This is a genomic window from Agrobacterium sp. YIC 4121, from assembly GCF_002008205.1.
In the GTDB taxonomy this organism is placed as follows: domain Bacteria; phylum Pseudomonadota; class Alphaproteobacteria; order Rhizobiales; family Rhizobiaceae; genus Agrobacterium; species Agrobacterium leguminum.
Genome location: NZ_MRDI01000027.1, coordinates 476,844 through 489,792, shown reverse-complemented (window position 1 = coordinate 489,792; position 12,949 = coordinate 476,844). Strand labels below are relative to the sequence as shown.

Sequence of the window (12,949 nt, the reverse complement as noted above, 5' to 3'; positions counted from 1 at the left end):
TCACGTTCGCCGGTCTCGGCAAAGGCAATCGACTGCTACTGTCGCTAGACATCCAATGATGCTCCGTTGAAATCCGCGCCGTGCTGATTGGCCTGCGCGTAAGGCCGTGTTGCGCCTGAAACCGAAAAGAGTCAAGCACCCGATTGTGAAATTTCCGTAAGCTGCGATAGGGCCGGCTCAGGCCGCCTTTTCGCGCCGTTCGACGGTGACGGAAACAAGGAAAACGCCAAGCCCGAGAAGGGAAAGAACCGCGCCGACATAACCAGTGGAGGCGTAACCGAAACCCATGGCGATGACGAGGCCGCCGAGCCAGGCGCCGAGCGCATTGGCGATGTTGAAGGCGGAATGGTTGGAGGCGGCGGCCAGCGTCTGCGCATCCTGCGCCACATCCATCAGCCGCGTCTGCACGGCCGGACAGGCGGCGAAACCGCAGCCGATCAGGAAGACGCAGAGGCAGAGCATGAAAGGATTGTCCGCCGTCATGCCGAACACGGTCATGACAAGCACGTTGAAGGCGAGCATGCCGCCAATCGTGCCGTTGAGCGAGATATCGGCCAGCCGCGAGCCGACTACATTGCCGACATTCATGCCGATGCCGAACAGCGCCAGCACCATGGAGACGGTGGAAACCGGCATCATCGCCACATCGGTGGTGGTCTTGGCGATATAGCTGAAGACCGAGAACATGCCGCCGAAGCCGACGGCGGCGATGGCGAGCGTCAGCCACACCTGCACGCGGCGGAAAGCGCCGAGTTCACGCCATACGCTGGCGCCTTCCTCCACCCTGTCACGCGGCTGGAAAAACCAGAGCAGGGCCACCGTCAGAAGCGCGATGCCGCCGACCAGCATGAAGGCCGCGCGCCAGGACAGCAGCTGGCCGAAGAAGGTGGCGAGCGGCGTGCCGAGCAGGGTGGCGATGGTGAGGCCGAGCATGACGCGGCCAACGGCGCGGGCGCGCTTGTGGATCGGCGCCATGGAGGCCGCCACCAGCGCCGCAACCCCGAAATAAGCCCCATGCGGCAGGCCGGTGATGAAGCGCAGAACGGTGAAGCTCAGGAAATCCGGCGCGACGGCGCTCAAGATATTACCGGCCGCAAAAAGCCCCATCAGGCCGAGAAGCAGCGTGCGGCGCGTCATGCGCGCGGCGAGAACCGCGATGATCGGCGCGCCGATGACGACGCCGAGCGCATAGGCCGTGATGACATAACCCGCCTGCGGAACGGTGACGCCATAGGTGGTGGCGACGTCGGGAAGCAGGCCCATGATGGCGAATTCGCCGGTGCCGATGCCGAAGCCGCCGGCGGCAAGCGCCAGTTCGATGAGCGCGATGGCAAGCGGGGAGAGGGCCACGGCAGGAGCGTCCGTGTAAACGGTTTCATTCTCCGCGCCAAGGCGGGCTTCGGACATATTCGACTGGCTCATCGTGACCTGAAAAGCGGGAAGGGCCCACAGAAAAAAGGGCAAGACCGTATGGGAGCGGTCTGCCCTGACTGGAGATGCGCGGTCATGAAAATGACCTTAAGTGATCCCTAACATGAAATGATGCGTTGCGGTAGAGCGATTCTCGGCAAAAGAGCATCTTCACGCGATGGTGTTCGGAACCCTATATAGGGTCAGGCATTTACGCGCGGCTGCCTCACTGGATCGGGTTGGAAACATGAAGCTCATTGCAATTTTCAATCGTGACGGCGGCACGTTTCGCACCACCGACATGGAGGCCTATTGCGACCATGCCCGCGAGGTCTTCGCCCGCGCCGGCCACGCCATCGATTGCCGTCTGGTCTCCGGAAAGGATATCGTCGAGGAAATGGAGCGCGCCGCCGATGAGCCGGGCATTGAAGGCATCATTGCCGGCGGCGGTGACGGCACGATTTCCGCAGCAGCCGCCATCGCCTGGAAACACGGCATCGCGCTCGGCATCGTTCCGGCCGGCACCATGAACCTCTTTGCCCGCTCGCTGAAGCTGCCGCTCGATATTCGGCAGGTGCTGGAGATGCTGGCGAATGGCGAGATTGCCAGTGTCGACATCGCAAGCGCCAATGGCCGCCTCTTCGTCCACCAGTTTTCCGCGGGCCTGCATTCGCGCATGGTGCGCTATCGCAACAATCTCGCTTTTGCCTCCCGCCTCGGCAAGATCAAGGCAAGCATCCGCGCCGCCATCAACGTCATCCTCAATCCGCCGGTCTTCGAAGTGGAATACACCGTCAACGGCGAAACGCAGCATCGCAAGGTCTCGGCCATTTCCGTCTCCAACAATGAATTCGGCCAGAGCTCGCTGCTGGTGGCGGATAATGTCTCGGGCGGCCATCTCGGCTTTTATCTCACCGATCCGTTGCGTCCTTCCGGTGTCGCGAAACTCGCTTTCGACATTCTGCGCGGCAGGCTGAAGGAAAACGCCGCCGTGACCGCCATGACGGTGACGGATGTGGAACTGCATTTTCCGAAGAGACGCCATGACCTGCGCTGCGTCATCGATGGCGAATTGCTGCCGATGGAGCGGGATGTGGCGCTCGAAGTCCATGCCGGCGAATTGAAGGTGCTGGTGGGTCGGTCGTTCTTCGCATAACGCAACCGCATGTGACTTGAGTGTTATCCCACCGGCAATCTAGCTTCCATACCCCTAAAAAACGCCAGCCTTGCCAAATCGAAGCCGCCCGGCCATGTTCGGCGGGCGCGGTGGCGTGAGCGCCGCTGCCTTTATGGGAGTGCGATCTGTCATGAATGAAATCTCCAAGCCGATGTCCAATCTCGCCGCCATCGATGCCGCGCATCACCTCCACCCCTTTTCCGACATGGGCAAGCTCAACGCCGCCGGCACCCGCATCATCGAGCGCGCTGAAGGGGTGTTCATCTATGACAGCACCGGCAAGAAATATCTCGACGCCTTTGCCGGCCTCTGGTGCGTGAATATCGGCTACGGACGCCGCGAGATCGCCGATGTGGTGCAGCGCCAGATGAACGAACTGCCCTATTACAACGCGTTTTTCGGCACCACCACGCCGCCTGCGACGCTGCTGGCGCAGAAGATCGCCTCGCGCGCCGGGCCGAAGATGAACCATGTCTTCTTCACCAATTCCGGCTCGGAAGCGACCGATACCTGGTTCCGCATGGCGCGGGTTTACTGGAAGGCGCTCGGCCATCCGACGAAGACGAAGGTTATTGCCCGCCGCAACGGCTATCACGGCTCGACGGTGGCGGGCGCTTCGCTCGGCGGCATGAAATGGATGCACGAGCAGGGCAACCTGCCGATCGAGGGCGTGGCCCATATCGGCCAGCCCTATTGGTATGCCGAGGGCGGCGATCTTTCACCGGCCGAATTCGGCCTGAAGGTGGCGCGCGAACTGGAAGCGAAGATCGATGAACTCGGCGAGGAAAATGTCGCCGCTTTCGTGGCCGAACCCATTCAGGGCGCCGGCGGTGTTATCGTGCCGCCGGAAACCTACTGGCCGGAAATCGCCCGCATCTGCAAGGCGCGCAACATCCTGCTCGTCTCCGATGAGGTGATCTGCGGTTTCGGCCGTCTCGGCTCCTGGTTCGGTTATCAGCATTTCGGCGTGGAGCCGGATTTTGCGCCCGTTGCCAAGGGGCTGTCTTCCGGTTACCTGCCGATTGGCGGCGTCATCGTCTCGGATCGTGTGGCGGAGGTGATGTTGTCCGAGGTCGGTGACTTCAACCACGGTTTCACCTATTCCGGCCATCCCGTCTGCGCCGCCGCCGCCCTGGAAAACCTCCGCATCATCGAGGAGGAGGGACTGGTGGAACGGGTATGCGACGATATCGGCCCTTATTTCTCCGAGGGCTGGAAAAGCCTGACGGATCACGAACTGGTCGGCGAGGTGGTGAACGTCGGCCTGATGGGCGGCCTGCAGATTACCGCCGACAAGGCGACGCGCCGGCGTTTCGCCAAGCCGGACGACATCGGAACCGCCGTGCGCAACCATTGCCTGGCAAACGGCCTCGTCATGCGCGCCACCGGCGACCGCATGCTGGCCTCACCGGCACTGACGATCAGCCGCTCGGAGGTGGATGAGATCATAGAAACGCTGCGCAAGGGGCTCGACCACCTGCGCGATACGCGGGAGCATTTCCAGTAAAAGGGCGTAGCGGTTTTACGTCCGGAAAATGCGACGAAAAAACTCTTAGGGAGGACTAAAATGGCAGGACAGGAACATCATTACACCGTTCAGGTGAAGTGGACTGGCAATCGTGGCAAGGGCACCTCTGGTTATCGCGACTATGAACGCGACTACACGATTTCCACGTCGGGAAAAGCTGACATCGCCGGCTCTTCCGACCCCGCCTTCCGCGGCGATCCCGCCCGCTGGAACCCGGAAGACCTGCTGGTTGCCTCGCTCTCGGCCTGCCACAAGCTGTGGTACCTGCATTTCTGCTCGGTCAACGGCATCATCGTTGAAGACTATGTCGACAATGCCGAAGGCACGCTGGTGATGGAAAAGGATGGCGCTGGGCAATTCAGCGAAGTGGTGCTGAAGCCGGTCATCACCATTTCAAAGGGGGATGCCGCCCGGGCGGATGAGCTGCACCATGATGCACACGAGAAATGCTTCATCGCACGCTCGGTGAATTTTCCGGTGCGGGTGGAGGGGACGGTGAAGGTGGTTTGAGGCTCACGCCAGTCGTAGACCGAGATGATCGGCCATCGGCTGAAAGTCTCGGTCATTTTGCAACAGCTTGTGCCCGTGCTCGATACAGTAGGTACCGATAATGAGGTCGTTGCTTTTTCTGATCGTATAGCCGCGCTCCCGCAGGAAGCGGTAATTGGCGGCGGCCTTGATGGCGAGCTGGGGCGATATCATCGCGACGCAGGGAAATTCGCCCAGCATCTGCTCAAGTCGGCGCGCATGATGACCGTCACGCGCGCCTCTAAGCACCTCAAGAAGAATGATATCGCCGATCAGAATTTCGCCCTGCGCCATTAAGGCGCGAAACTTGGCGGAGAGGGTAGGCGCGTCATCCAGGCAGAGCTATCTGCTACGATCATTTGGCGTTCTTCACATCCCAGTCCGTCTCAGCATCCCAATCCGTCCGCATCTCGTCCAGATCACCTTCCCAGCCCATGCCCTCCAACGCATCGAGGGCGCGCATCTGACGATGAATGCGCACCAGATCGCGCAACGCCTTTTCCACTGTTGCCTTTTTTGTCGAAAGGCCGGTGATTTCCATCGCCTCGGCGAGCAAGGCGTCATCGAGTTCAATGTTGGTGCGCATCGAAAACTCCTTGGTGTATCGATTTTCGAAATAATACACCAAGGACGCTTTCCGCGATATCTGTTTTTACTGGAACGCCGTCTCGTAAAAGCTTCGAAGCTTGCGCGAATGCAGCGTCTCCGTCGGCATGGCGGCCAGCTTCTGCACGGCGCGGATGCCGATCTGCAGATGCTGGGCGACCTGGGTGCGGTAAAACTCCGTCGCCATCCCCGGAAGTTTCAGTTCGCCATGCAGCGGCTTGTCGGAGACGCAGAGCAGGGTGCCGTAGGGCACGCGGAAGCGGAAGCCGTTGGCGGCGATGGTGGCCGATTCCATGTCGAGTGCTATGGCGCGCGACTGCGACAGGCGCTTGACGGGACCTGCCTGATCGCGAAGCTCCCAGTTGCGGTTGTCGATGGTGGCGACGGTGCCGGTGCGCATGATGCGCTTCAGCTCGAAGCCCTCGTAGCCGGTAACTTCCGCGACGGCGCCTTCCAGCGCCAGCTGCACTTCGGCAAGCGCCGGGATCGGCACCCAGACCGGCAGGTCGTCATCCAGAACGTGGTCCTCACGCACATAGGCATGCGCCAGAACATAATCGCCAAGCCGCTGGCTGTTGCGCAGGCCAGCGCAGTGGCCAACCATCAGCCAGGCATGCGGGCGCAGCACGGCGATGTGGTCGGTGATCGTCTTGGCGTTGGAGGGGCCGACGCCGATATTGACCAGCGTGATGCCGGCATGGCCCTTTTTCTTCAGGTGATAGGCGGGCATCTGCGGCAGGCGCGCGAGCACGGCATCCGTTTCCGGCTTGTCGCAACCGGCGGGGGTGACGATATTGCCCGGCTCCACGAAAGCCGTGTAACCCTCGCCACCATTCTTCATCAACTGCCGCGCCCATGCGGCGAATTCATCGATATAGAACTGGTAGTTGGTGAACAGCACGAAGTTCTGGAAATGGTTGGCGCTCGTCGCCGTATAGTGGCTGAGGCGGGCCAGAGAATAGTCGATGCGCTGCGCGGTAAAGGGCGCGAGCGGCGCGGGTTCGCCGGGCACCTGATCATATTCGCCATTGGCGATGAGATCGTCGGTATTGTTGAGATCGGGCGTATCGAACAGATCGCGCAGCGGCACGTCGGACAGCGAGGAGGCCGCCGCCGCCTCGACATAGGCGCCTTCGCCGAAAGCGAAATGCAGCGGAATGGGCGTCGCCGATTCCGAAACCGTGACCGGAACGCCGTGGTTCTTCATCAGAAGCCCCAGCTGTTCCTTGAGGTAATGGCGGAAAAGCTCCGGCCGGGTGATGGTCGTCGTGTAAACGCCGGGGGCGGTGACATGGCCGTAGGAGAGACGCGAATCGACATGGCCGAAGGTGGCGGTCTCGAGGCTCACCTGCGGATAGCAGGCGCGGTAGCGCCCGGCAATCGGCGCGCCCTTGGCAAGCTCGGTGAAGGAATTGATCAGGAACGCCGTATTGCGTTCGTAAAGCGCGGTCAAAGCCGCCACAGCTTCTTTCGGGTCCGTGAAGGACTGCGGCGCGAAAGGCTCGGGGCTGATGAAGGTGAGGGGCGGAATCGTTCGTTTTGCTATTGTCATGGCCCATTATAAGAGGCCAATTTCGACAGGCAAGCGACAGAAATACGAAGAAACTGAAAAGAAACGCAAAAAGGCAGTTCGAATAACAGCGGGTCGGCGGAAATTTCAGCCGAGCGCGCCGCGCTGCAGGCTCATCAAAAGCACGAAGCCGGCGCCCTTGGAGGCGGGGCGGGGATCGGCCTTGTAAACCGCAAGTCCGGCGACCGGACCGAGAAAGATCGAGGCCATCAGCACCAGCCGCAGCGCGGAAAACAGGCCGTTGGAAAAACTTGTCGTCATCGGCCTGTCCTCACAACACGACGGGGCAATTGGCGGCGGGCGAGGGGCTGTGCTGGCAGGCGATCGCCGCGCCTGCATTCACCCGCTGGAAACTGCGGTTCGGATTAACGACGAGCGAGGCGAAGGACATGGCGAAGATCGCCATGAGAAACGCGAAGATTGCCAGTCGGCTGATCAGCTTTGCCATGTCCATTCCCCTTATTGGAGTTGATGGACAGAGTTTTGCCACACTCGGACTGAACGGACCCTGAGACCCCGGTTCATATGGCATTCAGGGATGTTAACAGGCGGTGACATGACGGATTGATGCCGCAATGGCGCCGGGCATCTCGCGGGCCACCCGATTTTCGATCAGGACAGCGGGGCTTCCGCACGTGCAGCCAGATCGGTCAGCAGGGTCTCGAATGCCTGAGGCTGCGTCACATCGACAATCGGCACGCGGTGCTCCTGCGCGGATGCCAGCATGTCCGTGTTTTCCCGCAACGAACGCTCGATAAAGGCGTCGATGATCCGCCGCTTCTCAGCCGCTGCATCTTCGTAGCGGGCGTGAGAGCGCATTCTCTCGAGAAGAAAATCATTGCCGGCGTGGAGAAAGACACCGGCGACCTTGCCGCCAAGCAGGGGCGAGATGAATTCCGGCCGCAGCGCCGCGCCCTCGAAGATCGTGGGAGTGCCGGTGCCGGACCTGCTGTCGATCATCGTGCGGATCAGCGACCAGATGTTCTGATGATGTATCTTCAGGAACCAGTGAATTGTTTCCGCCGAGAGCCGCGCGTAATATTCTTCCACCGGTGCCGGAATGCCCGGCCATGGCCTGCCCGGATGGCGGGCGAGACTGTCGGTCGATATTGCCTCGCAGCGCAGCCTTTCGCTCAGCAGGCCGGCAAGGGTGCTTTTGCCGACATGTGAGGTGCCCGCAATCAGGATTGTCGAAAGGGTGGGGCGCATGCGTCGCTCTCGTTGGTGTTGGGCGCAACGATACATCAACGGATATATGGCTTCCATGCGGCGTGCGCCCGCAGTCTCGAACGTAATCCTTGGGCAGCGCACCGTACCGTCAGGCGCGGGATCGCAGGCGGCAGGACAGAAGCCCGCCCGCCGCCCTGTCGATTACAGCCGCGTCCAGGTCTGCGATTTGCACAGAACCTTCAGCACGCAGCCCTTCATGCTCAGCGAGTTGCCGGAAACGGTGCCGGAGCCGCTATAGGTCTTGTCATTGGCGGGATCGGTGATTTCACCCGAATAGCTGTTTCCCTTGCCGGAAAGCTTGCCGATCTGTTTTCCGGCGTGTTTGCCGGTCTTCAGCGTCACGCAGAAGGCGCCGCCGCAGGGGCCGATCACGGCAGTTTCGCCACTGGCGGTCTTCCAGTTGCCTTCGATTGCCTCGGCGGCGAAGGCAAGGTTGCCGCTCAGCATGAGGGCGGCGGCAATCGTCATTATACGCTTCATAAAATTCCTCCCGAAATGCGCGCAGGCTTTCTCGAGCCGGCGGCCCAAAGACGCGATGCGCAGATCAAACCCTTTTGGCGTGCGAATGCGCCATCTCTGGCCCAAGCCGCCTGCGGCGCAACGATTGCTCCTTGCACCGCGTTATCCTGTGCCCGTTTCATCCTCATGACGGGCAGGACGGATAGTATTTGACGTTCACGTAAAAGGAAACAGAAATTTGCGGCCCCGGCGCGGCATTTGCAGCGGCGGGACGAGCGAAAGAGGAAGAATTGGAAAATCGCTGTTTTGATCGTGGTGAAGGAAGGGTTTAAATCCAATTCTAAACTTTTCGTAAAATTCGCCGCAAAGTCCTTAATTTCCGCGGCTCGTGATATTTAACGAAAACCCAATTTTACCAATCGTTTGCAGTTTGTTTGCGGCCCATTAATCATGCCTTTTAAGCGACCGTTGAAGGCCCCGTGGCATAGTGAACTCATCAAAAGCGCAGGGAAAACCTGCCGGACGAAAGGACAAAAAAGCCGCAAAAGACGGCAGGTCCGGACGATGGCCTCGACAAGAAGGCGAATGATGAAACAGGCAGAAGGACAGGGATTAAAACAATGGCACGCTTTGAAATTCGCGATATCGAAATGGCTGCCGGTGGCGAAACCCGCGCCGACACTCTTTGCAATCTCGGCTTGGTCTATGCGACCGGCCGGGGCTGCAAGGTGGACCTGATCGCCGCCCATAAATGGCTCAACATCGCCGCGATCCGTGGATCGGAAAGAGCCGCTTCGCTGCGCGCCGATCTCGCCCGCAACATGACGAAATCGGAACTGGCCGAAGCGCTGCGCGCCGCCCGCGACTGGATGACGATGCACTGATTTACCCAAGCCTTTATTGAGATTGCCGGTCCCGTTCCCTCCAGTCCCGATGACCGGCGCAAAGGAAAGTAAACCCGAAGGGGAACGCGGCGAGGCCTTTGAAAAGGGCTTTTGCGCTGACACATCAAACCGCGACCGGCAGGAACAAGGCCGGCGCGGTTTTCTTATGTTTGGCGATGTCTCTTCGCCGGAAAACGATCCGCGGGGCAGGGGCTTGCGGGGGGACGTTGAATCGATGCGTGCAACGCGCGGTATCGGATCATATGCCGACTCGCCCGACACCCTCATCCCTGTGCTTGTCTCAGGGATCCAGCCAGCCCAAGTCCTTGGGCTGAGAAGAGTCCTCTCGCCGCGCAGACGCGCGTCGGCTGGATTCCTGTGACAAGCACAGGAAAGAGGGTGGAGCGGGAGTTTAGCCGATCGACTTAAGAACCTTCGGCAGCGCCTGCTCGAACAGATCGAGCTTGTCACCCGGCCCCACGCTCACGCGAATGCAGCGGTTGAGCGGCGCGACGCCCGGCATGCGGATGAAGACGCCATGTTCCATCAGCCCATCGACGATGGCGCGGGCATAAGCCCCGTCGCGGTGGCAATCGATGGTGACGAAATTGGTAGCGGAGGGGAGCGGGGAAAGGCCGTTATTGCGCGCGATTACCGAAATGCGCTCACGGGCGTCAGAAATTTTACCAACGACTTCACGCAGATAGTCCTGATCCTTCAGCGCCGCCAAAGCGCCGGCGACCGAAATGCGCGCCATGCCGAAATGGTTGCGAATCTTGTCGAAGGCTTCGGCATTGCCAAGCGTGCCGATAGCGTAACCCACGCGCGCCCCAGCCAGCCCATAGGCTTTCGAGAAGGTGCGCATGCGCAGGATGTTCGGTTGGCCGATCAGCGCATCGATGGCCGGAACGGCGCTCGCAGGCGCGGTTTCGCAATAGGCCTCGTCCAGAATAAGCAGGCAGGTTTCGGGCAATGCACGGGCAAAGGCGACGACTTCGCTCGCTTCCCACCAGCTTCCCATCGGATTATCAGGGTTGGCGAAATAAACGAGTGGCGCATTTTCCCGGATGACGAGATCGAGAAGTCCGTCCAGATCTTCGTGATCGTCAACATAGGGCGTGGTCACGAGTTTCCCGCCGAAACCGTTCACATGGTAATTGAAGGTGGGATAGCCGCCCAGGGATGTTACGACAGGCGTGCCCGGCTCGACGATCAGCCGCGCGATCTCACCCAGCAGCCCATCGACGCCGCTGCCGATGGCGATATTGCCGCGTGCAACGCCATGGTGGATGGCAAGCGCTTCCTTCAGCTCATAATTTTCCGGATCGCTGTACATCCACGTCTCCGCCGCCGCATCGCGCATGGCCAGAAGCACGGAAGGGGCGGGGCCGAAGCCGCTCTCATTGGCGCCGATACGCGCTTCAACCTTCAGGCCGCGGTTGCGCTCGATGGCCTCCGGGCCGACGAAGGGAACGGTTGAGGGAAGCGAGGCGGCAAGCGGCGTGAGGCGGGAAAAGGCTGACATTGGCTGAGAGTTCCGGTACCTGTGTGTTTAAAACCCGGCTCACAATAGGTGCAAAAAAACCGGACGCAAGGCGCAGCCGGTTCCGGCACGACTGTTTTGGACCAGAATTTTACGTCCCGGCGAGGAGACGGAAAAGCCATCGGCCTGTCATGTCAGGATCACGCGTTGGTCTCGAAGCTCAGGCGTCGCACATGGTGCAGGAACTCCGCATCGATCAGCATATTGAAGCCGATCGTCACTTTTTCCTCTTCGCGGCGGATCAGCGTGCAGCCGATCTCATCGCGGATACCTAGAATTTCCAGATAGAAATTGGCCGGCATTTCCAGATCGGGACTGACATCCAGTTCCGCGCCGTAAAGGGAAATAGTCCGCACCAGGCAGCGCATGGTGTCCTTGGCGCTGAGATGATGCCCGATGAAGGTGATCTTGCCGGGCCGGTCGATCTGAAATTTCTCGTACATCTCGTCCTGGGGGACGTTCTGACGGGGATCCATATGCAAAGCCATGACAACCTCCCGGATTGCCTCTCTTGATGCCGATTTTAACGCCGCTTCCTTGCCAGGGCATGAAGGAAATCCGCGCAATTGTCTGTTCTGTGTCTCGATCTCGACCAATCTTCCCTTCGGAAGCCGATGTTTCCGCTATGGAAATGCATTCGGCCCCATCCGGTTGCAGCCTGTGCTGATACTGCGTCACGCTTGCACGGGGCTGGTGTTGACTGGGGCCGTACTTGGCGTTACGCCTGAACCTTGCAATATCGCATCTCGGGGCCCGGCAGGACCGGCGCTTCGTGATTCTTCTGGGAGTGGATTGTGACGGGAAGGCTGGTAATCGTCGGGGCGGGGCAGGCCGCTTTCGCGCTGGCGTCGAAGCTTCGGGCGCTGAAGGATGAGCGCCCCATCACCATCATCGGCTCCGAGGATGCCTATCCCTATCAGCGGCCGCCGCTCTCCAAAAAATACCTTCTCGGCGAGATGAGCTTCGACCGGCTGATGTTCCGGCCAAAGGAATGGTACGCCGAAAACAATGTCGATATCCGGCTTTCTACCTGGGTCGAGGAGATAGACCGCGCCGCCAAATTCCTGCGCATGCAGGACGGCAGCACGCTTTCCTATGACAGGCTGGTGCTGGCGACCGGGGCTGCTCCCCGCCTGCTGCCCGCCAGTATCGGCGGCGATCTGGAAGGCGTCCTGACCGTTCGCGACAAGCGTGATGCCGACCGTCTCATGGAGGAGATGAAACCCGGCCGCAGGCTGCTGGTGATCGGCGGCGGTTATATCGGTCTCGAAGCAGCGGCCGTCGCGCGCAAGCTCGGCCTCGAAGTGACCTTGATCGAAATGGCCGACCGCATTCTCCAGCGTGTGGCGGCGAAGGAAACCGCCGATATCATGCGCGGCATCCACCAGGCCCACGGCGTTTCCATTCGCGAAAAGACCGGTCTTGTGCGCCTTGTCGGCATGGACGCCCGGGTGGCCGCTGCCGAACTTTCCGATGGCTCGATGCTGGATGTGGACTTTGTGATTGTCGGCATCGGCGTGACGCCGAATGATCGCCTCGCTCGCGAATCGGGCCTTGATGTCGGCAATGGCATCGTGGTGGACGACCACACCCGCACCTCCGACAGCGCCATTCATGCGGTGGGCGACTGCGCCCTGCTGCCCTGGCGCGGCCAGCATGTGCGTCTCGAATCGGTACAGAATGCTGTCGATCAGGCCGAGGCGACCGCTGCCGTGCTTACCGGGGCTGAAGCCGCCTATGATCCGAAGCCATGGTTCTGGTCGGATCAATATGACGCCAAGCTGCAGATTGCCGGCTTCAATCTGGGTTATGACGAGACGATGCTGAGGCAGGGCGCGCGTGAGGGCAGCTGGTCCGTCTGGTATTTTCGCGATGGGCGATTCGTGGCGGTGGATGCCGTCAACGATGCCAAGGCCTATGTCGCGGGCAAGAAATTGCTCGATACCGGCGCGGAGCCGGATCGCGCCATCCTGGCGGATGCTTCCGCCGATCTGAAATTACTGCTTTCCTGAGG

15 protein-coding genes are annotated in these 12,949 nt (G+C 60.5%); 5 read left to right on the top strand and 10 right to left on the bottom strand.

Annotated elements, in window-relative coordinates; all coding sequences use genetic code 11:
* Positions 1–177 precede the first annotated feature (177 nt).
* The gene (locus BTE54_RS24230; RefSeq protein ID WP_078054307.1) at positions 178–1,422 is read right to left on the bottom strand and encodes an MFS transporter; all 1,245 of its coding nucleotides are present in this window, start codon (positions 1,420–1,422) and stop codon (positions 178–180) included.
* A gap of 235 nt (positions 1,423–1,657) precedes the next feature.
* On the opposite strand from BTE54_RS24230, the gene BTE54_RS24225 reads away from it, so the two are divergent.
* The 3 genes from BTE54_RS24225 (at position 1,658) to BTE54_RS24215 (ending at position 4,625) form a co-directional block, all read left to right on the top strand.
* Positions 1,658–2,566, top strand: a complete 909-nt coding sequence (locus BTE54_RS24225) for a diacylglycerol kinase family protein (protein ID WP_078054235.1) — start codon at positions 1,658–1,660, stop codon at positions 2,564–2,566.
* 151 nt (positions 2,567–2,717) lie between these two features.
* Positions 2,718–4,094: an aspartate aminotransferase family protein gene (locus BTE54_RS24220; RefSeq protein ID WP_198939221.1), complete on the top strand. Its 1,377-nt coding sequence runs from the start codon at positions 2,718–2,720 to the stop codon at positions 4,092–4,094.
* Positions 4,095–4,154: 60 nt separating this feature from the next.
* Entirely contained in the window at positions 4,155–4,625 is a 471-nt protein-coding gene (locus tag BTE54_RS24215; protein WP_078054233.1) for an OsmC family protein, read from the top strand.
* Positions 4,626–4,628: 3 nt separating this feature from the next.
* Here BTE54_RS24215 and BTE54_RS24210 read toward each other — a convergent pair whose 3' ends face one another.
* The 7 genes from BTE54_RS24210 to BTE54_RS24185 all read right to left on the bottom strand — a co-directional run bounded on the left by BTE54_RS24210 (position 4,629) and on the right by BTE54_RS24185 (position 8,529).
* Positions 4,629–4,937, bottom strand: coding sequence for a PIN domain-containing protein (locus BTE54_RS24210; RefSeq protein ID WP_245316701.1), 309 nt, complete (start codon positions 4,935–4,937; stop codon positions 4,629–4,631).
* 61 nt (positions 4,938–4,998) lie between these two features.
* Positions 4,999–5,229, bottom strand: coding sequence for a type II toxin-antitoxin system VapB family antitoxin (locus tag BTE54_RS24205; RefSeq protein WP_003524105.1), 231 nt, complete (start codon positions 5,227–5,229; stop codon positions 4,999–5,001).
* Positions 5,230–5,295: 66 nt separating this feature from the next.
* Positions 5,296–6,801 (bottom strand): AMP nucleosidase, encoded by a 1,506-nt coding sequence (amn, locus tag BTE54_RS24200; RefSeq protein WP_078054232.1) that lies wholly within the window; start codon positions 6,799–6,801, stop codon positions 5,296–5,298.
* Positions 6,802–6,906: 105 nt separating this feature from the next.
* Positions 6,907–7,080 (bottom strand): hypothetical protein, encoded by a 174-nt coding sequence (locus tag BTE54_RS25195; protein ID WP_003509979.1) that lies wholly within the window; start codon positions 7,078–7,080, stop codon positions 6,907–6,909.
* 10 nt (positions 7,081–7,090) lie between these two features.
* Positions 7,091–7,273, bottom strand: coding sequence for a hypothetical protein (locus tag BTE54_RS25190; RefSeq protein WP_020809511.1), 183 nt, complete (start codon positions 7,271–7,273; stop codon positions 7,091–7,093).
* Positions 7,274–7,431: 158 nt separating this feature from the next.
* Positions 7,432–8,028: an AAA family ATPase gene (locus BTE54_RS24190; RefSeq protein ID WP_078054231.1), complete on the bottom strand. Its 597-nt coding sequence runs from the start codon at positions 8,026–8,028 to the stop codon at positions 7,432–7,434.
* A 162-nt stretch (positions 8,029–8,190) separates the two neighbouring features.
* Complete coding sequence (locus BTE54_RS24185; protein ID WP_003524108.1) at positions 8,191–8,529, bottom strand: DUF2147 domain-containing protein; 339 nt, start codon at positions 8,527–8,529, stop codon at positions 8,191–8,193.
* A gap of 599 nt (positions 8,530–9,128) precedes the next feature.
* On the opposite strand from BTE54_RS24185, the gene BTE54_RS24180 reads away from it, so the two are divergent.
* Entirely contained in the window at positions 9,129–9,392 is a 264-nt protein-coding gene (locus tag BTE54_RS24180; protein WP_003524109.1) for a sel1 repeat family protein, read from the top strand.
* A 412-nt stretch (positions 9,393–9,804) separates the two neighbouring features.
* Here BTE54_RS24180 and BTE54_RS24170 read toward each other — a convergent pair whose 3' ends face one another.
* Together BTE54_RS24170 and BTE54_RS24165 are read right to left on the bottom strand one after the other, a co-directional pair.
* Positions 9,805–10,917, bottom strand: coding sequence for a pyridoxal phosphate-dependent aminotransferase (locus tag BTE54_RS24170; RefSeq protein WP_065654145.1), 1,113 nt, complete (start codon positions 10,915–10,917; stop codon positions 9,805–9,807).
* Positions 10,918–11,075: 158 nt separating this feature from the next.
* On the bottom strand, positions 11,076–11,423 hold the full coding sequence (locus BTE54_RS24165) for a hypothetical protein (protein WP_035240153.1): 348 nt from the start codon (positions 11,421–11,423) through the stop codon (positions 11,076–11,078).
* 306 nt (positions 11,424–11,729) lie between these two features.
* Here BTE54_RS24165 and BTE54_RS24160 point away from each other — a divergent pair, with 306 nt between their 5' ends.
* On the top strand, positions 11,730–12,947 hold the full coding sequence (locus BTE54_RS24160; protein WP_078054230.1) for an FAD-dependent oxidoreductase: 1,218 nt from the start codon (positions 11,730–11,732) through the stop codon (positions 12,945–12,947).
* The last annotated feature ends 2 nt before the right edge of the window (positions 12,948–12,949 follow it).